The organism is Rhizobium brockwellii (genome assembly GCF_000769405.2).
In the GTDB taxonomy this organism is placed as follows: domain Bacteria; phylum Pseudomonadota; class Alphaproteobacteria; order Rhizobiales; family Rhizobiaceae; genus Rhizobium; species Rhizobium brockwellii.
This window is the reverse complement of the sequence record NZ_CP053440.1, coordinates 307,095-330,897: the sequence shown is the minus strand read 5'-3', so window position 1 is coordinate 330,897 and position 23,803 is coordinate 307,095. Positions and strand designations below refer to the sequence as shown.

The 23,803-nt window shown below is 60.9% G+C and carries 22 protein-coding genes; 14 read left to right on the top strand and 8 right to left on the bottom strand.

Annotated features, from left to right (window positions below; translation table 11 throughout):
* Window positions 1-16 precede the first annotated feature (16 nt).
* The 8 genes from RLCC275e_RS25090 to RLCC275e_RS25055 form a co-directional block, all read right to left on the bottom strand.
* Window positions 17-1,210 carry an ABC transporter substrate-binding protein gene (locus RLCC275e_RS25090; RefSeq protein ID WP_033183020.1) on the bottom strand — a complete coding sequence of 398 codons (1,194 nt, stop codon included), beginning with the start codon at window positions 1,208-1,210 and terminating at the stop codon, window positions 17-19.
* A gap of 432 nt (window positions 1,211-1,642) precedes the next feature.
* Window positions 1,643-2,677, bottom strand: coding sequence for an L-idonate 5-dehydrogenase (locus RLCC275e_RS25085; RefSeq protein WP_033183476.1), 1,035 nt, complete (start codon window positions 2,675-2,677; stop codon window positions 1,643-1,645).
* A 10-nt stretch (window positions 2,678-2,687) separates the two neighbouring features.
* Complete coding sequence (locus tag RLCC275e_RS25080) at window positions 2,688-4,094, bottom strand: TRAP transporter large permease (protein WP_033183021.1); 1,407 nt, start codon at window positions 4,092-4,094, stop codon at window positions 2,688-2,690.
* Between the two features lie 4 nt (window positions 4,095-4,098).
* Complete coding sequence (locus RLCC275e_RS25075) at window positions 4,099-4,671, bottom strand: TRAP transporter small permease (protein ID WP_033183022.1); 573 nt, start codon at window positions 4,669-4,671, stop codon at window positions 4,099-4,101.
* Between the two features lie 117 nt (window positions 4,672-4,788).
* Window positions 4,789-5,763, bottom strand: coding sequence for a sialic acid TRAP transporter substrate-binding protein SiaP (locus tag RLCC275e_RS25070; protein ID WP_033183023.1), 975 nt, complete (start codon window positions 5,761-5,763; stop codon window positions 4,789-4,791).
* A 23-nt stretch (window positions 5,764-5,786) separates the two neighbouring features.
* The gene (locus tag RLCC275e_RS25065) at window positions 5,787-6,545 is read right to left on the bottom strand and encodes a FadR/GntR family transcriptional regulator (protein WP_033183477.1); all 759 of its coding nucleotides are present in this window, start codon (window positions 6,543-6,545) and stop codon (window positions 5,787-5,789) included.
* Between the two features lie 187 nt (window positions 6,546-6,732).
* On the bottom strand, window positions 6,733-7,053 hold the full coding sequence (locus tag RLCC275e_RS25060) for a hypothetical protein (protein WP_033183478.1): 321 nt from the start codon (window positions 7,051-7,053) through the stop codon (window positions 6,733-6,735).
* 163 nt (window positions 7,054-7,216) lie between these two features.
* Entirely contained in the window at window positions 7,217-7,921 is a 705-nt protein-coding gene (locus RLCC275e_RS25055; protein ID WP_033183024.1) for a transcriptional regulator NanR, read from the bottom strand.
* 176 nt (window positions 7,922-8,097) lie between these two features.
* On the opposite strand from RLCC275e_RS25055, the gene oiaX reads away from it, so the two are divergent.
* From oiaX to RLCC275e_RS24985, 14 genes are all read left to right on the top strand, one after another.
* Window positions 8,098-9,354 carry a 3-oxo-isoapionate-4-phosphate decarboxylase OiaX gene (oiaX, locus tag RLCC275e_RS25050; protein WP_033183025.1) on the top strand — a complete coding sequence of 419 codons (1,257 nt, stop codon included), beginning with the start codon at window positions 8,098-8,100 and terminating at the stop codon, window positions 9,352-9,354.
* Window positions 9,355-9,359: 5 nt separating this feature from the next.
* Window positions 9,360-10,697: a four-carbon acid sugar kinase family protein gene (locus RLCC275e_RS25045; protein WP_033183479.1), complete on the top strand. Its 1,338-nt coding sequence runs from the start codon at window positions 9,360-9,362 to the stop codon at window positions 10,695-10,697.
* Between the two features lie 121 nt (window positions 10,698-10,818).
* Window positions 10,819-11,646, top strand: coding sequence for a phosphogluconate dehydrogenase C-terminal domain-containing protein (locus RLCC275e_RS25040; protein WP_033183026.1), 828 nt, complete (start codon window positions 10,819-10,821; stop codon window positions 11,644-11,646).
* A gap of 75 nt (window positions 11,647-11,721) precedes the next feature.
* On the top strand, window positions 11,722-12,663 hold the full coding sequence (locus RLCC275e_RS25035) for a D-ribose ABC transporter substrate-binding protein (protein WP_018068266.1): 942 nt from the start codon (window positions 11,722-11,724) through the stop codon (window positions 12,661-12,663).
* Between the two features lie 73 nt (window positions 12,664-12,736).
* Window positions 12,737-13,381: a DUF2291 family protein gene (locus RLCC275e_RS25030; RefSeq protein WP_033183027.1), complete on the top strand. Its 645-nt coding sequence runs from the start codon at window positions 12,737-12,739 to the stop codon at window positions 13,379-13,381.
* Complete coding sequence (locus RLCC275e_RS25025; RefSeq protein WP_033183028.1) at window positions 13,378-14,928, top strand: sugar ABC transporter ATP-binding protein; 1,551 nt, start codon at window positions 13,378-13,380, stop codon at window positions 14,926-14,928. The genes RLCC275e_RS25030 and RLCC275e_RS25025 overlap by 4 nt, the downstream gene beginning before the upstream one ends.
* Window positions 14,925-15,989 carry an ABC transporter permease gene (locus tag RLCC275e_RS25020; RefSeq protein WP_033183029.1) on the top strand — a complete coding sequence of 355 codons (1,065 nt, stop codon included), beginning with the start codon at window positions 14,925-14,927 and terminating at the stop codon, window positions 15,987-15,989. Before RLCC275e_RS25025 ends, RLCC275e_RS25020 begins: the two co-directional genes overlap by 4 nt.
* 1 nt (window position 15,990) lies before the next feature.
* Window positions 15,991-17,025, top strand: coding sequence for a Gfo/Idh/MocA family protein (locus RLCC275e_RS25015; protein WP_033183030.1), 1,035 nt, complete (start codon window positions 15,991-15,993; stop codon window positions 17,023-17,025).
* Window positions 17,022-18,881 (top strand): D-apionate lactonase, encoded by a 1,860-nt coding sequence (apnL, locus tag RLCC275e_RS25010; RefSeq protein WP_033183031.1) that lies wholly within the window; start codon window positions 17,022-17,024, stop codon window positions 18,879-18,881. Before RLCC275e_RS25015 ends, apnL begins: the two co-directional genes overlap by 4 nt.
* 54 nt (window positions 18,882-18,935) lie before the next feature.
* A complete protein-coding gene (locus RLCC275e_RS25005) occupies window positions 18,936-19,940 on the top strand; it encodes a dihydroxyacetone kinase subunit DhaK (protein ID WP_033183032.1) in 1,005 nt (334 codons plus the stop codon).
* Window positions 19,941-19,943: 3 nt separating this feature from the next.
* Window positions 19,944-20,588, top strand: a complete 645-nt coding sequence (dhaL, locus tag RLCC275e_RS25000; RefSeq protein ID WP_033183033.1) for a dihydroxyacetone kinase subunit DhaL — start codon at window positions 19,944-19,946, stop codon at window positions 20,586-20,588.
* Window positions 20,589-20,659: 71 nt separating this feature from the next.
* A complete protein-coding gene (locus RLCC275e_RS24995) occupies window positions 20,660-21,913 on the top strand; it encodes an ABC transporter substrate-binding protein (protein ID WP_033183034.1) in 1,254 nt (417 codons plus the stop codon).
* A gap of 92 nt (window positions 21,914-22,005) precedes the next feature.
* Window positions 22,006-22,905: a carbohydrate ABC transporter permease gene (locus RLCC275e_RS24990; protein WP_033183035.1), complete on the top strand. Its 900-nt coding sequence runs from the start codon at window positions 22,006-22,008 to the stop codon at window positions 22,903-22,905.
* Complete coding sequence (locus RLCC275e_RS24985) at window positions 22,902-23,786, top strand: carbohydrate ABC transporter permease (RefSeq protein WP_171816965.1); 885 nt, start codon at window positions 22,902-22,904, stop codon at window positions 23,784-23,786. Before RLCC275e_RS24990 ends, RLCC275e_RS24985 begins: the two co-directional genes overlap by 4 nt.
* The last annotated feature ends 17 nt before the right edge of the window (window positions 23,787-23,803 follow it).

Below are 23,803 nucleotides of genomic sequence, written 5' to 3'. Positions count from 1 at the left end.
ACCTCCTCCCGGCAGATTAGTTGGCAGGATATTGAATGTCCGCCGTATATGCACCCTTGATGCTCGGCTTGCCGTTCTCGATCTGCAGCAGGATCATCGGCAGGCGGGCCTGGTTGTGGTCGTCGAAGGTAACCTCGCCAACCGGGCTCTTATATTTGATCTTCGAAAGTGCGTCGCGAACCTTCACCTTATCAGCGCTGCCGGCCTGCTTGATCGCCGCGGCGAGGAGATTGACGGTATCCCAGTGAACGTAGGCGTGGTTATTCGGGGCTTCGTTGTAGGTGGCCGTGAACTTCTCGACGAACGCCTTGCTTTCGGGCGAGTCGAACTGCGGAAGCCATGCGGCGGCTTCGACGGCGCCTTCGAGCGCCGACGGCGCTGATTTGATGGTCTTTTCCGTGTTGAACTCGCCATTGCCGATTAGCGTGACCTTGCCGGCTATTCCGAGTTCGATCATCTGGCGGGCGATGATGGGCGTCGTATCGGCGAGGCCGTACATGATGATCGCCTGGGCGCCATTGTCGCGGATCTTGGCGAGAACGCTGCGGAAGTCGACTTCGCCTTCCTTGTAGTAGTCTTCGCTGAGGATCTCTCCCTTGAAGTCAGGCAGGTACTTCTTCGTGAAGGTGATCGCCGAGCGGCCATAGTCGCTGTCGACCGAGAGCACGGCGAACTTGGTGAAGCCGCGCTGCTCTGCAGCATATTTGGCGACGATCAGCGCCCGGTTTTCATCTGTCGGATAGTTGCGATAGGTCCACTTGAAGCCGCCGACGCCGGCCTGGTAGGTGATCTTCGGATTGGATGATGCCGCATTCAGCAGGAGAACTTCGGCATCTTCCGCGACGGGCTGGATGGCGAGCGTCACCGAGCTGGAAACATCGCCGATGATGAAGTCGACGCCATCCTGGTCAATCAGACGACGGGCGGCCGAGACGCCTTCGACCGGCGTGCCCTGGCTGTCGGCGTTGAGCAGTTCAATTTTCATCCCATCGATGCCGCCGGCATCATTGATGTCTTTGACGGCGAGTTCGGCTCCATGCATCGAAAATGCGCCGTAGCGCGCATTCGGGCCGCTCATCGGCGCAACAAGTCCGAGCTTGATCGTCCCGTCCGCTGCCAGCGCGATCGCCGGCAGGCCGGAGACGGTCACGGCCAGTGAAAAGACTGCTGTAGAAATGAAAAGTGCTCTGCGGCTTACGGTAAGTTTCATGTTCCCACTCCATGTTCTCGGGTGCAAACGCTTGGGCATATGGCCCAACGTAGTCCTGACCGCTTTCCGCGGTTCTTGTTGCGTCAGCCCAGCGCTGACACCGTCACAGTAGGTTCAGGGAAGCGTCGCTGGCCAACACAACTCCACTCTGCCGCTATAGCGTTTATTTATAGCGAACCGATCGATTCGGCATTGCTGGAACGGTTCGCCGTCCCGGCCGGACGAGCCGTCGGGCGACAATGATGGTGTCGTCCCTCGTCACTCGGATCCTGCACTCCACTCGCGATAGGCGAGATGGATCTTTGCTCCGATCGTCGTGAAAGGCTGCGGCGGCAATGCCGCAGGCGCAGAGAGGCGCGCGTAGACGCGTCGGCCGGGCGGATTCGATTGCTCATCGCCCGCCGAGCACAGGCGTGAGTTCCGCGACGCGCTTTAAAAGGTCAGTTGCACCTTGCAGGCGGCCGCGCGGTCACCGGCGAGGGTGAAGGCGGCGGTGGCCTCTTCGAGCGACAGGCTGTGGCTGATGATCGGCCGGACATCGATCTTGCGGTTGGAGATCAGATCGACGGCGGTGGCAAATTCCTCGTGGAAGCGCTGCGTTCCGTGGAGTTGAAGCTCCTTGCCGACGATGGCATTGAGAGGGATCGGGACGTCTCCCGTGACGCCGACCTGCACGATCGTTCCGCGTGGTCTGATGGCGGCAATTGCGCCGCGGATGGCCGGAGCGGCGGCCGAGCATTCGAAGACGAGATCGAAATAGCCCTTTCCCGCCTCGTATGCCGCAAGCGCCGGGGCATCCTTGGAAACATTGATCGTGCGGGTCGCGCCCATCGCTTTTGCCCTGTCCAGCGCCGCATCCGCGAGATCGGTCACCACGATCTCGCTAGCCCCATAATAAGCTGCGACGGCAACCGCTAGGGCACCGATCGGGCCGGCGCCGGTGACCAGCACGCGTTGGCCTGTGATATCGCCTGCGCGCGATGCCGCGTGCAGGCAGACGGAGAGCGGCTCGCTGCAGGCCGCTTCTGCAGCGGTTGTCGCAACTCCGACCGCAAAGCACTGCTTGGCCGGCGCCACCAGCCATTCCCGGAACATGCCCTGCTCATGCGGCAGGCGCATCGCGCTGCCCATGAAGCGCATTTCCAGGCAGTGGATCGGCATGTTTTTCTCACAATATTCGCAATGCCCGCAGGGTTGGCTGGGATTGACCGCCACCAGCGTCCCGGCCTTCAGATCGACCCCCTCGCCTGTTTGGCTCACGGTCCCCGAGGCCTCGTGGCCGGGTATGATCGGCTCGCGAACCCTGACCGGCCCGAAGCCGCCATCCTGATAATAATGCAGGTCGGAGCCGCAAATCCCTGCGGCCGCCATTTTAAGAAGCACCTCGCCGGGACCAGGGGCCGCAACCGCGGCGGTCTCGATCCTGAGATCGCCCTTTTGGTAAAGCCGTGCCAGACGTGTCCGCATCGTATCCATCCTATCTCAACAGCCCAAGCTGCTGCGGCAGCCAGAGCGATATGGCCGGGACGAAGGTGATCAGGATCAACGCCAGGAAGAGCGGCACGAGCCAGGGCAGGATCGCCATGGTCGTGCGTTCGACGGAAAGCTTCGCGACTCTCGACAACACGAAAAGCACCATGCCGAGCGGTGGGTGCAACAGGCCGATCATCAGGTTCAGCGTCATGATGAGACCAAACTGAACCGGATCGATCCCGAACTTCAGGACGATCGGCAGAAGGATCGGCACGAGGATGGTAATGGCCGCGATCGTATCCAGGAAGCAGCCGACGAAGAGCATCAGCAGGTTCACGAGGATCAGGAAAACCCATTTATTGTCGGTAATCGACAGGATCGCATCGGACAGCAGCTGGGCCGCCTGGCTCACCGTCAGCAGCCAAGCGAAGACCGATGCCGCGGTGACGATGAAGAGAACGGATGCCGTCGTCTCGATCGTATCGAAGCTTGCCTTGGCGAGTGTCGACGGCGTCATCGTGCGGTAGCGTACCAGACCGAGGAACAGAGACCAGAGGACGGCTGCGACGGCTGCCTCCGTCGGTGTGAACCAGCCCATCGTCATGCCGCCGATCAGGATGACGGGCGTCATCAGCGCCATGACGGCGGAAAAGCGGAAATACCAGTCGAGCGCGAGAAGCAGGGCAAGGGCAATGCCCGCCGCAACATTCATCGATACGCCCGCCTGCATCAGCAGATAGATGGCCAGCGGCACCGCCAGGACGACGACGATTTCCATCCCCGCTGACAGGAGCTCTCTGACATTAAACGGTGCGTCCGAGCCCCAGCGCTTCTTATAAGCAAAGGCGGCGACGGTGATCATCATCAACAGCGTCATGACAATGCCGGGCAGGATGCCCGCCATGAAAAGAGCGCCGATCGAGACGTTTGCCATCATGCCATAGATCACGAAAGGCAGCGACGGCGGGAAGATCGGGCCGAGCGTTGCCGAAGCCGCCGTGACGCCGACCGCGGCCTCGACCGGATAGCCGTGATCCTTCATTGCCTTGATCTCGATCGTGCCGATACCGGCTGCGTCGGCGAGCGCCGTGCCCGACATGCCGGAGAAGATCACCGAACCGATGATGTTGACTTGCGCGAGACCGCCCTTCATCCAGCCGACGAGAGCGACGGCAAAGGAATAGATGCGGCCGGTGACACCGGCCGAGTTCATCAGGTTGCCCGCGAGAATGAAGAACGGTACGGCGAGCAGCGGGAAGCTTTCGACGCCGGCGATCATGCGCTGGGCGACGATGATGTCGGGCGCGACGCCATAAAGGACGATGTAAAGCACGGATGCGACGGCCATAGAGATGGCAACGGGCACCCCGACCAGCATCAGCACCAGAAACGAGCCAAGAAGCAGCAGCATCAGATCAATCCTCGATGGTCTGGAATTCTTCGGGGCGCTCCAGAACGGAGTAGCCGCGGCGCATGTTGGCGATGAAAACGACAACCGCGCGGATCAACATCAGCACGAAGGCGATGAGAACGGAGTAGAAGACGATGTTGCGCGGCAGATCGACGGTGACCATCTGCTCGTCCGCCACGATGTCGACGTAGCGCCACATCAGATGGCAGCCATAGGCGAAGAAGCCGATGCGGACGATATCGACGAAAGTGGCGAGCACGCGCGCCAGGCCTGCCGGCATATAGTGATAGAACACGTCCACCTGGATATGCCGCGAGGTGCGCACGCACATGACGGAACCGAGAAAGACGACACCGATCAGGCAGTTGATCGCGATCTCCTCGGTCCATGCGTAGCTGTCGTTCAGCACATAGCGCGTGAAGAACTGCAGGAAGACGCAACCAGCCATCAGCCAGAAGACGAGCAGCGTGATCCAGTCCTCGATGGCATAGTCCGAGACGTTTGCGGTCGGAGCGTGCCCTTCGAACTCGTGACCGATTTCTTCGGCCGTGATTTGCGTATGAATTTCTTGCGACATGATCGGCCCTGTTCCAGTTCGGAATGAAGGAGCGCGGCGCCTGCAGCAACCAAAGTGTTACAGCGTCCTTGCGCGTCTCAAAGACGCGCGGCGCTGTGAGGCGCCGCGCCGCATAGTTTACTGGATCGCGCGGATTGCTTCCCAATCGGCTTTCTCGTAGCCGAAATCCTCGAACTTGACCTTTTCCATCACGGTCTTTTCGAAATCGGCCTTGTCGACCTCGGTGACGTTCAGACCCTTTTCCTTGAAGGTCGCAATGAGGCCATTTTCCTTGCCGGCGATCGTCTTGCTGGTGCGCTCGGCCGCCTCCTGCATGACCTCGCCGAAGATCTTCTTGTCCTCGTCGGAAAGGCTCGCCCACCGCGTCTTCGAGATCACGGTGTTGAGGTGATCGACGATGTGGCCGGTGAGGATGATGTTCTTCTGGACTTCGTAGAACTTCTTCGCCTCGATTGTCGTCAGCGGGTTTTCCTGTGCCTCGACCGTGCCGTTCTGCAAAGCGAGATAGACTTCGGCAAAGGCGATCGGCGTCGTGTTGGCACCGCAGGCGCGCGGCATGGCGAGATAGGCCGGAACGTCAGGCACCCGGATCTTCAAGCCCTGCATATCGGCGCATTTGGCAATCGGCTTGTTTGATGTCGTATGGCGCGTGCCGTAATAGCTGACGGCAGCGATGTGGTTGCCGGTCTTGTCTTCATAGCCTTTGGCAAGACGCTTGAAGACATCGCTCTTGGTGTAGGCGATCAGGTGATCGGGACCGCGGAAGATATAGGGGAAGTAAGTCACGCCGATCGGCTTGTAGTCACGGGCCGCGAAGCTCGATCCAGAAATGATGATGTCGACCGTCCCGAGCTTGAGGCCCTGGTTGATGTCGGCTTCCTTGCCGAGCTGCGACGCCGGATAGACCTCGATCTTGTAGCGCCCGTCGGTGCGCTTGTTGATCTCTTCTGCGGCCCATACGGAATCCGTGTGAAAGGGCTCTGACGTTTCATAGACATGCGCCCATTTCAGCACTGTCTGGGCCTGCGCGATCGCGCTGCTCGCCATGATCGCGGCTGCGGTGCAAAGTATCGTTGCCAGTCTGCTTTTCATTGCTCTCTCCTCCCGAGCTTGGGTTAAGTCTTGGTCGTTCCTTTCGACGGCCGCTTGTTGCGGCCGCGCTCCTCTTCCCCCGAGAACTCCTCCCCGAAGCTCTCGGAAAACCTCTTCTGCGACATTGTGAGATGGGCGCGCATGGCAGCCTTAGCGCCGGCGGCATCGCCGGCGGCGATCGCGTCGCGAATGGCGCGATGCTCGTCCAGGGCGCTGCGCCATGTCGTAGGCCCCTCGAAGTGGCTGGCGAGCCTTGCGAAATAAGGGGTCATGCGCATGTCGAACATCTCACCCGTCACGCGGATCAATGTCGCATTCCCAATGATGGCGGCAATGCCGGTGTGGAAGGAGCGATCGGCATCGAGCACTGCGATTGCATCGTTGACCACGCCACCCATGCGTGTCAGAGCGTCATCGAGCAGAGCGATATCGTCCGGTTTGGCGCGACCGGCAGCTTCTTCGGCGATGGCGCATTCGATGAGGGCCCGCGCCTGCAGCAGTTCGAAAGGCCCCTCCACCGGCTCGCGCTCGGCCCCAGTGACGGGCGCAGCATGCTGGCGCACCACATAGATGCCGGATCCCATGCGGATGTTGACGAGGCCTTCGACCTCGAGGACGATCAGCGCCTCGCGGACGGTCGGGCGTGAGACCGACAGTTGCTCCGCGAGGTCGCGCTCAGCCGGCAGCCGCTGGCCGACGGCAAGCTCGCCGCTGGCGATCATCAGGCGAATCTGATCCGCGACCTGTCTATAAAGACGGCGTGATTCAACAGGCGAAAACATCATGGGCCTCCCCGGCGGCTTCTCCTCAAGCCGCGCATCTGGTCAACTGGCCTGACCAATTTTTACCTGAATAGCATTGCTGGGGTTGCGCGTCAATCGGCCGCATAAACTCAGAAGGAGAGTTGAGGCCAAAGGCGAAGCCCGGCGCAAAAACCCCGCCGAAGCGGGGTTCTTTGTGAAGGGGTGATCAATTGTTATGCGCTGCGCAGGCCTCATCCATCGGCGTGGCGTTGCTTGTGCCGCCTTGCGTCTGGAGCTTGGCGGAATTGTTGACCGGGTTGGGGCACTTGGTCTTGTCCATCTTCATCGTGCCGCTGGTGGTGGAGTTCGTCGTGGTGGAGTCCGTTGCCATCGGCTTCTTGGCCTTCGTGTCGCTGGTGGCGCCGCCGCCTTGATCCGCCTGATTTTTGTCCATCGTCGCGCCAGCCGGCGCAGGATTCGATTGGGCAAAAGCGGTCGTGGCCATGCCGATAGCGAAAAGCGAAGCTGTTACAAGTTTCATACGCATCCTGATGTCCTCCTTGGGATCTTGCATGATTGCCAATCCACAACCTCGCCGGCACATCATTGTTCCCCAGCTATTGCTAATATGCCTTATGCCCCGGAGCCGCAGACGAAGCCGAGAGTTGAACGCGTGAAAAGGAGCCGGGAAACGAGGTAATGGTCGCGAGCTATTTCGCGTAAAGCGCTCGCGACCGCTCGAGGTGCTTGAGGAGAGCCGTTTCTGAGCCATCCACGTCGTTTGCTTCAAGACGGTCGACGATTTCGTCGTGTTCGGCGAGCGTGAATTTTTCCTTGCCGGTCCAGATCAGCATCTCGGTGTGATATTCCTTCAGCCAGGCAAGCATTGCTTCGCTGACGGCGACATAGATCGGGTTGCCTGATATCTGCGCGATGCGGGTGTGGAATTCCATGTCCGCGTCGATGAACTCTTCGGCCTGTCCAAGCGACATTCGCTGGCGTTCGATGATGTTCCTGAGGTCGGCGATATCATTTGCGGAGGCGCGCTGCGCGGCCTCGCGCGCCATGCCCCGCTCGAAGAAGATGCGGGCGCTCTTGAGGTATTCCAACGAATCCGACGATTGCGACAGCATGATCTTGGCGGTGAGATCGACCTGGCGAAATATCGATTTGGCCGTCAGCCTGAGGACCTTGGCCCGCTCGCCATGCGAAATGCTGACCAGACCTTTGTTGGCAAGGGACTGCATGGCCTCCCTGATCGCTGGCCGGCCAACGCCGAAGCGTTCCATCAGCACCCGCTCGGACGGCATTTCGTCGCCGGGCTGAAGCTCGCCGGAGGTGATCATTCGCTCAAGTCGATCAAATACTTCGTCAGAGAGCTTCCGGCGGACGATTTGGTCGAGGGGCTGGGTCATCACATCTCGCTGGCTCAAATGTTTCCTCCTAACAGTTTCCGGGTCGAGAACAAAGCTGTCGGCGAAAATTTGCGGATCCGAAGATTCTACTTTTCATGAGTTGGAATACTCATTATACCAGATCACAAGTTGACGCCATGGTAATCTGCGTGGCGAGAGGAGCAACCGTCCGTTTCATGATAATTACCCTGACCTACCGTATCGAAACGCCCGGCAGCGTCGAGGCGATGGCGGAAAAGATCGCGAGCGACCAGTCGACCGGCACCTTCGTTCCCGTCCCCGGCGAGACCGAAGAGCTGAAATCGCGCGTCGCCGCCCGCGTCCTGGCGATCCGTCCACTCGAAGATGCGCGTCATCCGACCTGGCCCGAGATCGCCCCCGGCACTCTGCTTCATCGCGCCGATGTCGACATCGCCTTTCCACTGGATGCGATCGGCACCGACCTTTCGGCATTGATGACCATTGCGATCGGCGGCGTCTACTCCATCAAGGGCATGACCGGCATCCGCATCGTCGACATGACGCTGCCCGAAGCCTTCAAAAGCGCGCATCCCGGACCGCAGTTCGGCATTCCTGGAAGCCGCCGCCTCACCGGCGTCGAAGGCCGGCCCATCATTGGAACGATCGTCAAGCCGGCGCTCGGTCTCAGGCCGCACGAAACGGCGGAACTCGTCGGCGAGTTGATCTCATCTGGCGTCGACTTCATCAAGGATGACGAAAAACTGATGAGCCCGGCCTATTCGCCGCTCAAGGACCGCGTTGCGGCGATCATGCCGCGCATTCTCGATCACGAGCAGAAGACCGGCAAGAAGGTCATGTATGCCTTCGGAATCTCGCATGCCGACCCCGACGAGATGATGCGCAACCACGACATCGTCGCCAAGGCCGGCGGCAACTGCGCTGTCGTCAACATCAACTCGATCGGCTTCGGCGGCATGAGCTTTCTGCGCAAGCGCTCCAACCTGGTGCTGCACGCGCATCGAAACGGTTGGGATGTGCTGACGCGCGACCCGGGCGCCGGCATGGATTTCAAGGTCTACCAGCAATTCTGGCGGCTGCTGGGGGTCGACCAGTTTCAGATCAACGGTATCAGGGTCAAATATTGGGAGCCGGACGACAGCTTCGTCTCTTCCTTCAAGGCGGTCAGCACACCACTGTTTAATGCCTCCGATTGCCCGCTTCCGGTTGCCGGTTCGGGCCAGTGGGGAGGACAGGCCCCGGAGACCTATCAGCGAACCGGCCGGACCGTCGATCTTCTCTATCTCTGCGGCGGCGGCATCGTCAGCCACCCCGGCGGCCCGGCAGCCGGCGTTCGCGCCGTGCAGCAGGCCTGGCAGGCCGCGGTCGCGGACATCCCGTTGGAGACCTACGCGAAAGATCATCCGGAACTCGCCGCTTCGATTGCAAAGTTCAGCGACGGCAAGGGCGCGTGACCGCGATGGATGGACCTCTCGTCAGCTATTACGGGGATGACTTTACCGGCTCCACCGATGTCATGGAGGCATTGGCATCGAACGGCGTGTCGACCGTGCTCTTCCTCGACGTTCCGACGCCGGAACTGCTTGCGCGCTTCAGGGATTGCCGGGCAATCGGCATTGCCGGGACAAGCAGAAGCGAGACCCCCGCATGGATGGGAGAGCACCTTGCGCGCGCTTTCGAGTGGCTGAATTCGCTCGGCGCTGACATCTGCCACTACAAGGTCTGCTCGACCTTCGATTCCAGCCCAGAAATCGGCAATATCGGCAAGGCGATCGAAATCGGCCGATCGGTGTTCGGGCAATCCGTCGTGCCGGTCATCATCGGCGCGCCGCAACTGAAGCGCTACACGGCATTCGGCAATCTCTTTGCCGCCTATCAGGGCCGGATCTTTCGCATCGACCGCCATCCCGTCATGAGCCGCCATCCGGTGACCCCGATGGACGAGGCGGACCTTGCGGTCCACCTGTCGAAGCAGACCCGCCTTCCCGTCCTGGTCGCCGATCTGGTCGCCATCACCGCGCCGGACGCCGATGCGCGGATCGACGAACTGGCGTCGGCTTCAGAAGGGATCCTGCTCATCGATGTCGACTCCGAGGCGACGCAAGAGGCCGCGGGCCGACAACTGCTTCGTGCCACCGGCCGTTCGGGAAGCTTCGTCGCCGGCTCCTCGGGGGTCGAATACGCCCTGCTCAGCGCGTGGCGGCGGAGCGGTTTCATCGGCGCGAACAGCGCGGAGTTTCCCGATATCGGCCCGGTTGATCGCCTCGCCGTCGTGTCGGGCAGCGTATCGCCAACGACCGAGCGCCAGATCCGGACGGCTGTCGACAACGGCTTCGAGAGTATTGCGCTCGATCCGCTCACCCTGGTCTCGGAGCATGGCGAAGGCGCGGCGGATGCAGCGGTCGAGGCCGGCATCCAGATGCTCCGGCAAGGCAAGAGCGTCATCCTTTATACCGCGCTTGGCCCGTCCGCAGACCGTGGCGCCGACATCGACAGGCTTCCGGGGGCGCGTCACCGGCTCGGCAGCGCGCTCGGCACGATCTTGCGCCGCCTGATCGAGAGCGAAGGACTTTCACGTGCGGTCATCGCCGGCGGCGACACGTCCAGTCATGCCCTCAGGCAATTGAAGATCGACGCGCTGACGACGCTTCTTCCGCTGCCCCAGACGCCGGGTTCTCCGCTTTGCCTTGCGCATGGCGATTATCTGCCGACCAACGGCCTGCAGATCGCGCTCAAAGGCGGTCAGGTCGGGACGGACGGCTATTTCACGCAGATCCGCGATGGAAGGAAGCACTGATGGTTTCCCCGATCCGGCTTGGCACAGAAAAACGTGTGGATCATATGAATAAAGTGATATGGTGATTGACTCATCATACCAGTATATGATCCTATCCAGAAACGGAAAAGGTGAGGAAAACATGACTAAGATTGCCCTCTTCGGCGCAGGCGGGAAAATGGGATACCGGCTCGCCAAAAATCTTAAAGGCTCGCGTTTCGAAGTCCGCCATGTCGAGGTGAGTGACGCAGGCAAGGCCCGTTTGAAAAGTGATCTCGGCGTCGATTGCGTGCCTGTCGATGCCGGGCTCGACGGCGCTGAGGTGGTGATCCTTGCCGTGCCGGACACGGCGATCGGCAAAGTGGCTGCAGGCATCGTCGACAAGCTCGCATCAGGCACCATGGTGATTGCGCTGGACGCTGCGGCTCCCTTTGCCGGCCACTTGCCGAAGCGCGATGATCTTACCTATTTCGTCACCCATCCCTGCCATCCGCCGATCTTCAATGACGAGACGGACATGCAGGCGAAAAAGGACCACTTCGGCGGCCTCTTCGCCAAGCAGCATATCGTTTCGGCGCTGATGCAGGGCCCGGAAAGCGCCTATGCGCTCGGTGAGGAAATCGCCAAGCTGATCTGGGCACCGGTCATGCGTTCGCACCGGGTCACAGTCGACCAGCTTGCCATGCTCGAACCGGGCTTGTCGGAGACCGTCTGCGCATCGCTGCTCGTTGTCATGCGACAGGCCATGGACGAATGCGTGGCACGTGGCGTCCCTGAACAGGCAGCCCGCGACTTCCTGCTCGGCCATATGAACGTGCTCGGCGCGGTCATCTTCAAGGAAGTCGACGGCGTGTTCTCGGATGCCTGCAACAAGGCGATCGAGTTCGGCATCCCGGCGCTGATGCGCGACGACTGGAAAAAGGTATTCGAACCGCAGGAGATCGCCGAAAGCATCCGGCGCATCACCTGAACCGGCTTGGGGAGGTAAGCCCTCCCCTCAACCGCCCCAGGGAGAAGGGGCTTCATGTACAACAGGGAGGAAAATATGAAACTGACGCGCAGACTGACACTTGCAGCTTTTGCCGGCGCACTGGCGCTTGGAACGGCTCTTCCGGCCTTTTCGGCCGATCTCATCGCCATCATCACGCCGGCGCACGACAATCCCTTCTTCAAGGCCGAAGCCGTCGGCGCCGAAGCCAAGGCGAAAGAGCTCGGCTACGAGACGTTGCTCATGACGCATGATGACGACGCCAACAAGCAGTCCGAAATGATCGACACGGCGATCGGGCGCGGCGCCAAGGCGATCATCCTCGACAATGCCGGGGCCGACGCATCTGTCGCAGCCGTCAAGAAGGCAAAGGATGCAGGCATTCCCTCCTTCCTGATCGACCGCGAAATCAACGCGACCGGCGTTGCCGTCGCTCAGATCGTCTCGAATAATTACCAGGGCGCCCAGCTCGGGGCGCAGGAATTCGTCAAGCTGATGGGCGAGAAGGGCAATTACGTCGAGCTGGTGGGCAAGGAGTCCGACACCAATGCCGGCATCCGCTCGCAAGGCTATCACGACGTCATCGACGACTATCCAGACCTGAAGTCCGTCGCCAAGCAGTCGGCCAATTGGAGCCAGACGGAAGCCTATTCGAAGATGGAAACCATCCTCCAGGCAAATCCCGACATCAAGGGCGTCATTTCAGGCAATGACACCATGGCCATGGGCGCCATCGCAGCGCTGCAGGCGGCCGGCCGTAAGGACGTGATCGTCGTCGGCTTCGACGGTTCCAACGACGTGCGCGACTCCATCAAGTCGGGCGGTATCAAGGCAACGGTCCTGCAGCCCGCCTATGCGCAGGCTCAGCTGGCGGTAGAACAGGCAGACGCCTACATCAAGAACAAGACGACGCCAAAGGAAGAGAAGCAGTTGATGGATTGCGTCCTCGTCAATGCCGACAATGCCGGCAAGCTCGAAACCTTCGCCCTGACGAACTGATCAGCCGCGAATTGCGGAGGGCGCAGCGCTGCGCCCTCCGCAATGCATTTCGCAAGACGTCGAGGTTTAAAGCATGTTGAGAATGAAGGGCGCCCTGCTCGCTGCCGTCGTGGCGGCCGCCTTGCCCGGTTGCAAGATCATCAAGACGCCGACCGCTGAGGAAAAGGCTGCGGCAGCGGCCAAGACCGCCTTCGACCCGAATGCAAAGGTTGAAGCGATCTGGCAGTCCGAGGCAGTGCCCTACTTCGAAAAGCGCGCCGGTGACCTCAAGGACGTCATGCAGCTTTCCGCCTCCAGCCCCGACGCCGCCGGCGAGAAATACGGCAATCCCCGCAAGCAGAGCAGCTCGCCATGGACCTATGCGGTGAAGATCACCGGCAAGGTCGTCGCGGCCGATACGGCCTCGCGCGCGGCAACGCTCGATGTCGACGCCGATGGCGACGGCGGGGCCGACGCCAAGGTCCAGATCGGTCCGGCGCTGCGCGGCACGGCGCTGCGCGACACGCTGGAGTTCGTCAATTTCAACGAATTCAAGAACCAGATCGAGTGGGCGCAGTTCGGCAAGGCCTTCAACGAGAAGGCCAATTCGGCCTTTCTGTCAGCCGTCCCGCGCGAAGGTCTGGTCGGCAAGACAGTGACCGCAATCGGCGCCTTTCCGCTGCCGAAGAGCGGCGAGCTGCCGCTCATAACGCCTTCAGAACTGAAGGTCGGCCCATGACCACAGGAGAGGCAGAAAAGGACGACATCATCCTGCGCCTCGACGAGGTGTCGAAGGTCTATTCGGGCATCGTCGCCGTCAAGCGCGCCAATCTCGAGCTGCGCCGCGGTGCGGTGAACGTCCTCGTCGGCGAAAACGGTGCAGGCAAGTCGACGCTGATGAAGATCATCGCCGGTGTCGAGCGTCCGACGCTCGGCCGCATCATCCTCGATGGCAAGCCGGTATCCTTCGACAGCCCGGCGCACGCGCAGGCGAATGGCATCGGCATGATCTTCCAGGAACTCAATCTCTTCGCCAACATGTCGGTCGCCGAGAACATCTTCGTCAGGCGCGAAATCACCCGCGGCATCCTTGGCATCGATCACAAGGCACAGGTGCAAAAGGCCAATGCGTTTTTGAAGCGTCTCGATGCCGGCATCGAGGCCGATACGATGGTCGAGGATTTGCCGATCGGCCAGCAGCAGCTCGTCGAGATCGCCAAGGCCATGTCGTTGAATGCCCGGATCCTGATCATGGACGAGCCGACCTCGGCTCTTTCGGCGGCCGAGGTCGAGATCCTGTTCAAGGTGATCGCGGAGCTGAAGGCCCAGGGTGTGGCAATCGTCTATATCTCGCACCGGCTCGAAGAGCTGATGCGGATCGGCGACTACGTCACGGTGCTGCGTGACGGCCAGGTCACCGGCGAAGCGATGGTCCGCGATATCGACACACGCTGGATCGTGCGCTCCATGATCGGCTCGGATGCCAAGGATTTTGCGAAGTCCGTGGACCACACCGTCGGAGCCGAGGTCTTTCGCGCCGAAAACATCAGCCTGCCGCGGCCGACGGGTGGGCTTTCGGTCAACGATGTCTCCCTGTCGGTCAGGGCAGGCGAAATCCTCGGCATCTACGGCCTGATGGGTGCTGGGCGCAGCGAATTCTTCGAATGCGTGATCGGCCGGCACACGCACTCGACCGGCAAGATCTTCATCGACGGCAAGCATGTTCGCGCCCGCGACACCACCCGGCGCATCCGCCGCGGCCTTGCGCTCATTCCGGAAGACCGGCAGCGCGAAGGTCTGGTCCAGGTGCTTTCCATCGCCTCGAACCTGACGCTGGCAAGCCTTGGCCGCTTCACCCGGCTCTTCCATATCGACAGAGGTGCGGAGAAGAACGCCATTCGCGATGCGATCCGCGATCTCTCGATCAAGGCGCCGAACCCGGATTTCGAGGTGACCTCGATGTCGGGCGGCAATCAGCAGAAGGTCGTCATCGGTAAGGCGTTGATGACCAATCCGAAAGTGCTTCTGATGGACGAGCCGAGCCGAGGCATCGATGTCGGCGCCAAGGCCGATGTCTTCCGCACCATGCGGCGGCTGGCAGCAAACGGGCTCGCCATTCTGTTTTCAACTTCCGACCTCGAGGAGGTCATGGCGCTTTCCGATCGCATCGCGGTCTTGAGCAACGGCCAGCTGGTCGCCGTCTTCGATCGGAACGAGGCCACCGAAGAAGCCATTATCGCGGCTTCGGCCAAAGGACACGGACACCAAGGGAAACTCGCGTCATGATGGCGGCTACATCAACCACTCTTGCGCCGAAGGGCGCCAACGGCTCGGCGCTTCTGACGCTGATGAAGCTCAGGACGTTCATCGCGCTATTCGCGGTCATCATCTTCTTTGCGATCTTCGCCCCGAACTTCACCTCGACGGCGAACATGATCCTGATGTCGAAGCATGTGGCGCTGAACGCCTTCCTGGCGATGGGCATGACCTTCGTCATCATCACCGGCGGCATCGATCTCTCGGTCGGATCGATCGTCGGGCTTTGCGGCATGGTCGCCGGCGGCCTGATCCTTTACGGCATCGAATTGCCGATCGGCTATACCATCTTTTTCAACCTCTTCGAGATCGTGCTGATCACCCTGTCGATCGGCCTGCTCATCGGTCTGATCAACGGTCTGCTGATCACCAAACTCAACGTCGCGCCCTTCATCGCCACGCTCGGCACGCTCTATATCGCCCGCGGTCTCGCCCTGCTGTCATCGGACGGCCAGACGTTTCCGAACCTTGTCGGCCGGCTTGAATACGCAACGACCGGCTTCGATTTCTTCGGCGCGGGGCGCATCCTCGGCCTGCCGGTTTCAATCTGGATTCTGATCGTGCTTGCCCTGCTGGCCGCCTATGTCGCCCGCTCGACACCGATCGGCCGTCACATCTTCGCCGTCGGCGGCAATGAGCGGGCCGCGCGCATGTCCGGTATCCGGGTCGATGTCGTAAAGATCTTCGTCTATATGTTCTCCGGACTGTGCGCCGCTATCGTCGGCGTCGTCATCTCCTCCGAACTGATGGCAGCCCATCCAGCAACCGGCGAAAGCTTCGAACTCAATGCGATAGCCGCAGCCGTGCTCGGCGGCACCTCGATGTCGGGCGGCCGCGGCACGATCGGCGGCACGATCATCGGCGCCTTCGTCATCGGCATCCTCTCCGATGGATTGGTGATGATGGGCGTTTCCTCCTTCTGGCAGATGGTCATCAAGGGCCTCGTCATCATCATTGCCGTCGTCGTCGATCAGGCGCAACGCCGCCTGCAACAGCGCGTTACCCTCATGCAGATGGCAAAGGCAGGTTGAGATGACGGAATTGAAAGGGGCTTTGATCGGTTGCGGCTTCTTTGCGATCAACCAGATGCATGCCTGGAACGACGTTCGAGGTGCCGGCATCGTCGCGATCTGCGACCGCGACCCGGAGCGGCTGAAGATCGTTGGCGACCAATTCGGCATCGATCGCCGCTATTGCGATGCCGAGGCGTTGTTCGCCGATGGCGGTTTTGATTTCGTCGATATTGCTACGACCGTCCAAAGTCATCGCTTTCTCGTCGAAATGGCGGCTCGGAACAAAGTGCCGACCATCTGCCAGAAGCCGTTCGCCAAGACCTTGTCGGACGCGAAGGCGATGGTCGAGGCGTGCCGCAATGCCGGTATCCCCCTGATGGTGCACGAGAACTTTCGCTGGCAGACGCCGATCCAGGCGGTGCGCAAGGCGCTGGACGCGGATGCGATCGGCACGCCCTTCTGGGGCCGTTTCTCCTTCCGTTCGGCTTACGACGTCTTCTCCGGCCAGCCCTATCTCGCCGAAGGGGAACGGTTCATAATTGAAGACCTCGGTATCCATACGCTGGATATCGCTCGCTATATCCTCGGCGACGTTCGATCGCTCACGGCCCGCACCAAGCGGGTCAATCCGAGAATCAAGGGCGAGGATGTCGCGACCATTCTGCTCGATCACGAAAACGGCGCCACGTCGGTCGTCGACGTCAGCTACGCCACCAGGCTTTCCAGGGAGCCGTTCCCCGAGACCTTGATCGAGCTCGACGGTTCGGAAGGCACGATCCGCCTGACCCAGGGTTACGGGCTCGAAGTCACCAACGCCAGGGGCACCACCACCACGGATGTGTCTCCGAAGCTGCTGTCATGGGCCTCGCGGCCCTGGCACAACATCCAGGAGAGCGTCTACGCGATCCAGCAGCATTGGGTGGATCAGTTGGAGCGCGGCGCGGAACACTCGACGTCAGGGGCCGACAATCTGAAAACTTTTGCGCTCGTCGAGGCCGCCTATGACAGTGCGGCCAGGGGACAGACGATCGATGTCGGAGCGATGCTGCGATGACAATTGATGCATTCCAGCTCTACGGCACTCGCCTCGTCGAAACGCCGCCGGTTCGCCTGAGAGCCGGAAAACTGGAAGCCGATCTCGCCAACGGCAACCTCCGCACCATCCGCTACAATGGGACCGAGGTGCTGCGAGCGATTTCCTACCTTGTCCGCGACCGGGACTGGGGGACGTACAGCCCTGAAATCACCGACCTCCGGATCGAGCAGAATGACGATCGTTTCGAGGTCGCCTATCTCGCCCGCTGCGCGGGACCGGATGATACCAAACTCATCATCGATGTTCGCATCAGCGGAAACGCGGATCGGCTTGACTTCGAGGCCGAAGCTGTCGCCCCAACCGGCTTCGAGACCAATCGCTGCGGCTTCTGCATCCTGCATCCGATCGTCGGCGTAGCGGGCTCGCCGGCGACGGTCGAGCATGTCGGCGGGGAGATCGTGGCGACACGGTTTCCCGATCTCATCGAGCCCTGGCAGCCGTTCAAGAACATGCGCGCCATCACCCACGCGGTCATGCCTGGCGTTCAGGCGGAATGCCGGATGGAGGGCGACACTTTTGAAATGGAAGATCAAAGGAACTGGTCGGACGCATCCTACAAGACCTATGTCAGACCGCTCGCCCTGCCCTGGCCGTATGAAATTGCCGCCAATCGGCCCTTTCGGCAGAAAACGTCGCTGGTCATCAGGGACGCACGCGGTTCGACACGGCATCCTCCTGTGATGTCGGGCGGCGCCATAAAACTCGAACTCGGGGCGCGAACCGGCACCATGCCTGATATCGGCGTGATCGTTACGCCCGAAGAGACCGATGCGACGCTATCGGCAAAGTCCGTGCTGACGGAAATCGCTCCCCAGGAACTGCTCTTCCATTTCGACCCCGGCGCCGGGCACGGCGTCGAAGCGCTCAGGCGGTTTGCTGCGATCGCCGCGATCCATCGCGGCCGCTCGACGCTGGAGATCGCCCTTCCCTGCAAATCGTCGCCGTCAAGCGAGGCGGCCGAGATCGCCCACCAGATGCGGCTGGCGAAATTCAGACCGGATGCCATCATGATCTCGCCATCCGTCGACCGGCAATCGACGCCACCCGGCAGCACATGGCCGGAGTGCCCGCCGCTGGATGAAGTCTATGCCGCCGCCCGCGCCGCCTTTCCCGGCATTCGCATCGGCGGCGGCATGCTGAGCTACTTCACCGAGCTCAACCGCAAGCGCGTCCCGGATGGACAGCTCGACTTCGTCAGCCACTGCACCAATCCGATCGTCCACGCCGCCGACGATCTCAGCGTCATGCAGACATTGGAAGCGCTGCCCTTCATCACGCGATCCATTCGGGCGATCTACGGTGACAAACCCTACCGGATCGGCCCATCGACGATCCCGATGCGGCAGAACCCCTATGGCAGCCGCACGATGGACAATCCGGTGGGCGCGCGCATTGCCATGGCCGATCGCGACCCCCGCCATAATGGACGTTTCGCGGAGGCCTTCGCGCTCGGTTACGCGACACGGGTGCTGGATGCCGATCTGGAATGCCTGACGCTCTCGGCCTTGTCAGGCCCGTTCGGGTTGATCGCCGGTCCGGCCGAACCGACCGAGCACGGCGGGCGGCGCCCGCTGTTCAACACCGTTCGGGCATTGTCCCGATTGGCTGGCGCATCCTGGCAGGCATGCGTCTCTTCCTCACCCTCCGAGGTCCTGTCTTTCATTGCACGGGATGCCGCGGGCGCCAGACTTCACGTCGTCAATCTGACGGGCGAAGAACGAAAGGTCGATTGCGGCGCATGCCGGCCGGCAGATTCAGGCAAAGAGTTGCTGCTCGCGCCGTTCGCGACCGCGGCTCTCCCGCTGGCGGATTGACCTTCGGCGCTGCAACCGCATTATGCAGGCGGAGCTTGCACTGGGAGGATCAGCGTGAAGACGAAAAAGCTTATCAATGCCGGCGCAGATGCCGTCGATGAAATGCTGCAAGGGGTGTTGGCGGCGCATCCGCGCCACCTGTACGCCGTGGAAGACGTGCCCCGCGGGATCATTGCCAGAAATGGGCCGCGTAAGGGCAAGGTCGGCTTGGTCATCGGCGGCGGATCCGGGCACGAACCGACATTTCTGGGGTTTGTCGGCAAGGGGCTGGCAGACGCGGCCGCAATCGGCAATGTGTTCGCGTCGCCGCCGCCCGATCCGATCATCGCCTGCGCCAAGGCGGTCGACGGTGGCGTCGGCGTCCTGTTCATGTATGGCAATTATGCCGGCGACGTGATGAACTTCGACATGGCCGCCGAAATGCTGGCGCTTGACGAGATCGAGGTGCGCACCGTGCTGACCACGGATGACGTGGCGTCCGCACCTGCCGATCAAAAGGACAAGCGGCGGGGCGTGGCGGGCAACGTCTTCATCTTCAAGGCCGCCGGCGCAGCCTGCGATCTTCTCTACTCTTTCGACGATGTCGAGCGCGCCGCCCGCCATGCCAATGCGCGAACCTACACGATGGGCGTCGCGCTTTCCCCCTGTTCGCTGCCCCAGACCCTCCGACCAAACTTCCTGATCGGCGAAGGGGAGATGGAGATCGGAATGGGCATTCATGGAGAGCGTGGCGTGGCGCGTGAGCCGCTGAGGCCGGCCGACGCGGTGACCGACGAACTCATGGACAGCATTCTTCGCGAAATGAAAGCAGACCGGGGCGATCGTGTCGCCGTGCTCGTCAATTCGCTGGGTTCGACCCCGATGATGGAACTCTACATCATGATGCGGCGCGTGAAGTCCCGGCTCGACGATGCCGGGCTCGTTATCCATACATCGCTCGTCGGAAACTACTGCACCTCTCTCGAAATGGCCGGCGCGTCGATCACGGTCATGCATCTCGACGACGAGCTTCAGCGATTGATCGACCACCCCTGTGATTGCGCGATGTTTGTGAGGTAATCGATGACGTTTACGACCGAAGACCTTCAGCGCATGTTTGCCGGGATTGCCGAGGATATTGCGGCGGAGAGCGACCATCTCTGCGCGTTGGACGGCGCCATCGGCGATGGAGATCACGGCCTTGCCATGGATGCAGGCTGCCAGGCCGCAGCGAAAGCGGTCGGCGAACTCGACGCCGGGATTGCCCCGACAACCGCATTCAACGTCGCGGCTAAGGCATTCCTGAATGCGGTCGGCGCTTCGTCCGGCCCGCTATATGCCACCGCCTTCATGCGCGCCGGAGCAGCCGCCAAAGACAAGCAGACATTGAGCGATGACGATTTCCTGCGTGTCTTTGCGGCAATGGCGCAGGGAATCCAGGAACGCGGAAAGGCCGAACCCGGTGAAAAGACGATGGTTGACGCCTGGAAACCCGCGGCCGACGCAGCACTCGATGCCTGGCAGTCGGGAAAGCCCCTGCCCCAATGCTTCGAGGCGGCCGAGCGGGCAGCGCGCGCAGGCTGCGAAGCGACCGGCAACATGACGGCGACCAAGGGACGGGCTTCACGATTGGGGGACCGTGTGATCGGGCACATCGATCCCGGCGCCGCATCCGCCGTCATCGTCATCGCCGCGATGGCCAAATTTGCTCATCGTCGTGATGGTTAACTCATCATACCAGTTGACATGTCGACGACTATCTGCAACAAGGGGCCCGGCTTTACAAGAGGAGGACGGTAATGCTGACCCTTTCTGCGAAATTGAAGACTGCGAGCATCGTTGCAATCGCCGTGGCGTCGCTATCGGCAACGCCGGTTCTTGCGGAGGACATCACGCTCTGGACCCTCAACTTCGACAACAATGCTGCCAACACGGCTCTGAAGAAGGTGGCGACGGACTTCGAAGCGGCAAACCCTGGGACGCATGTCGAGATCGTTCAGCGCGCCGTCGACGAGCACAAGACCGCCTTGCGCGTCGCTGCTGGCTCCGACAAGGGACCCGATATTTATTTCAGCTGGGCCGGCCTCGGTCTCGGTGGTGAGTATGTGAAGGCCGGTCTGTCCCTGCCCCTCGACAAGTACTATGCCGAGTATAAGTGGAACGACGAATTGCTGCCCTCGGCAGCGGCTTTTGCCGACCTCTATCCCGGCGGCAAACACGGTGTCCCCTTCACCTTCAAGGGTGAGGCCGTCTATTACAACAAGAAGCTTTTCGAACAGGCCGGCATCAAGGAAGAGCCGAAGACCTACGAGGAATTCCTTGCCGCGGCCGATAAGCTGAAGGCTGCAGGCATCCCTGCCTTCACCTTCGGCGGCACGGTCAACTGGCACGTCATGCGCCTCATGGACGTCATCCTTGAAACGAAGTGCGGTGCTGAAAAACACGATGCACTGAAGGCGATGACGCTGGACTGGACCAAGGAACCCTGCGCGACGGAATCCTTCGCGGAGTTTGCGAAGTGGACGAAGGACTATACGCTGCAGCCATTCATGGGCATCGACAACAAACAGTCGTACAGCCTCTTCACCGCAGGCCGTGCGGCGATGATGCTCGAAGGCGACTGGCTGGTCAGCCAGCTTAACGGCTCCGGCGCCAATCTCGACGACTACGGGATTTTCCCCTTCCCGACCAATACCGATCGTCTCTACGGTTTCGCCGAGTACAACTACATCAGCACCAAGAGCAAGAGCCCTGATTTAGCGGCGAAGTTCCTCGACTACTTCCTCTCGACGAAGGTCCAGCAGGACCTGCTCGGCCAGCTGAGTTCAACCTCCGTCAACAAGAACGTCCAATATGCCAACCAGAAGCCGCTAGAGGCGGAATGGCTGGGGATCTTCCAGAAATACGGCAAGGTGTACATGAACGGCGACCAGGCGTTCCCGCTCGACGTCACGACGGAATATTTCCGGGTCATCAACAATGTGGCCTCCGGCAACACCGAGCCGGCCGACGCGGCCAAGCAGCTGCAGAGCTTCATCGCAAGCCGAAGCTGATTCCTCCCGAGGTGCCAGTCGATCGACCAGTTGTCGATCGACCGGCACATTCTTTCATCAGCTGGCAGCCGCTTCACTGCCAGGAGGAAAGCATGTCACTTCGACAATCGACACATGATCCGCGCGTACAAGCGCTCATCCTGCTCGTGCCAGCACTCGCGATTTACGCGGTCTTCGCTCTCTACCCGATGCTCAACGTCGTGATCCTGAGCTTTCAGAAATGGAACGGACTCGATCCCAATCGACAATTCGTGGGGCTTGCAAACTACTCGGCGATTTTCACGAAGGACCCTGTCTTCTGGGTTGCGTTCCGCAATACCGTGATCTGGACCTTGATGAGCCTGATCTTCCCGCCGATGATCGGACTGCTGCTGGCGCTGAGCCTCAATCAGAAGATATTCGGCCGCAATGGCCTCAGGGCCATCTTTTATCTGCCTGTTATCATCGCGCCGATTGCCGTCGCCACCATGTGGAAGTGGATGTACGATCCGTTCTTCGGCCTTTTCAGCCAGCTGCTCACCTCGTGGGGCATGCAGGGCTGGATCAATGACTGGCTGGGCAACAGGGATATCGCCCTTTATTCGGTTTTTGTCGCCTATCTCTGGCAGACGGTCGGCTTCTCGATGGTCCTGTTCCTGGCGGGCCTGCAGAACGTCTCTCAGACACTCGTCGAGGCCGCCCGCATCGATGGCGCCGGCCGCTGGGCGGTGTTCAAGCATGTGACATTGCCGGCATTGCGCCCGACGATCACAATCGTTCTCGTTCTTTCCGTCATCTCCTCCCTGAAGGCTTTCGACATCGTCTATGGTCTGACAGGCGGCGGTCCGGCGCAGTCTACCCAGATGCTGGCGCTCTGGGCGTTCACGCAGGCGATGCAGATCTTCGATTTCGGACGAGGTGCGGCGATTTCGGTCGTGCTGCTGCTGATCACCATGGCCGTCGTCATTCCCTATCTGAGATGGACCCAGAAGCACGAGGAGGCTGAATCGTGACAGCAGTGCCGAGCGACCAGACCGCAGTGCATCTGCAGGTCGAACCATCGTCGATGAAGCGGGATCCCATTCTGATCGGTCTCTGGATCACGCTTGTTATCGTGGCGATCGTCTGGGTCGCGCCATTCGTCTTCATTGTCTTCACCTCCTTGAAGACGCCGGCGGCGGTGACGGGCACGGGCGCCTTCGTGCCACCAACCGATCTCGCTTTCGAAAACTACAGCGCCGCATGGAGCCGCGGTAACTTCGCAAACTCCTTCTTCAACAGCGTCATCATCACCGTCATCAAGGTGCCGCTCGGGCTGTTCCTTTCGGCAATGGCCGCCTATGCTCTGGCCAAGATCAAGCTGAAGATCACCAAGGCCCTGCTGCTGCTCGTCGTATTCGGCACGATGATCCCCTTCCAGGTGATGCTTGCGCCGCTCTTTACCCTGGTGAATTCACTCGGCCTGATCGACACCTACCCCGGCGTCATCCTTCCCTACATCGCCTTCGGCGTTCCCTATCAGGTCTTCATCCTGCACGGCTTCTTCAAGAGCATTCCCAAGGAGCTGTCGGAAGCAGCACTGATCGACGGTGCAAGCCACTTCATCATCTTCAGACGGATCTTTCTGCCGGTGTGCCTGCCCGTGCTCGCCGCACTGCTCATCCTCGACTTCGTCTCCACCTGGAACGAATTCGCCATGGCGCTGGTGCTGCTCCAGGATCAGCACATGTGGACCTTGCCGCTCGGCCTGATGTCGTTTCAGGGACAGTTCTCGAGCAATTACGGCCAGCTCAATGCGGCCATCGTGATGACCGTCCTGCCGGCGACGATCGTCTATCTCATCTTCCAGCGTTACTTCGTCTCTGGCCTGACCTCCGGCGCCGTCAAAGGCTAGGACCACGAAAAGCATTC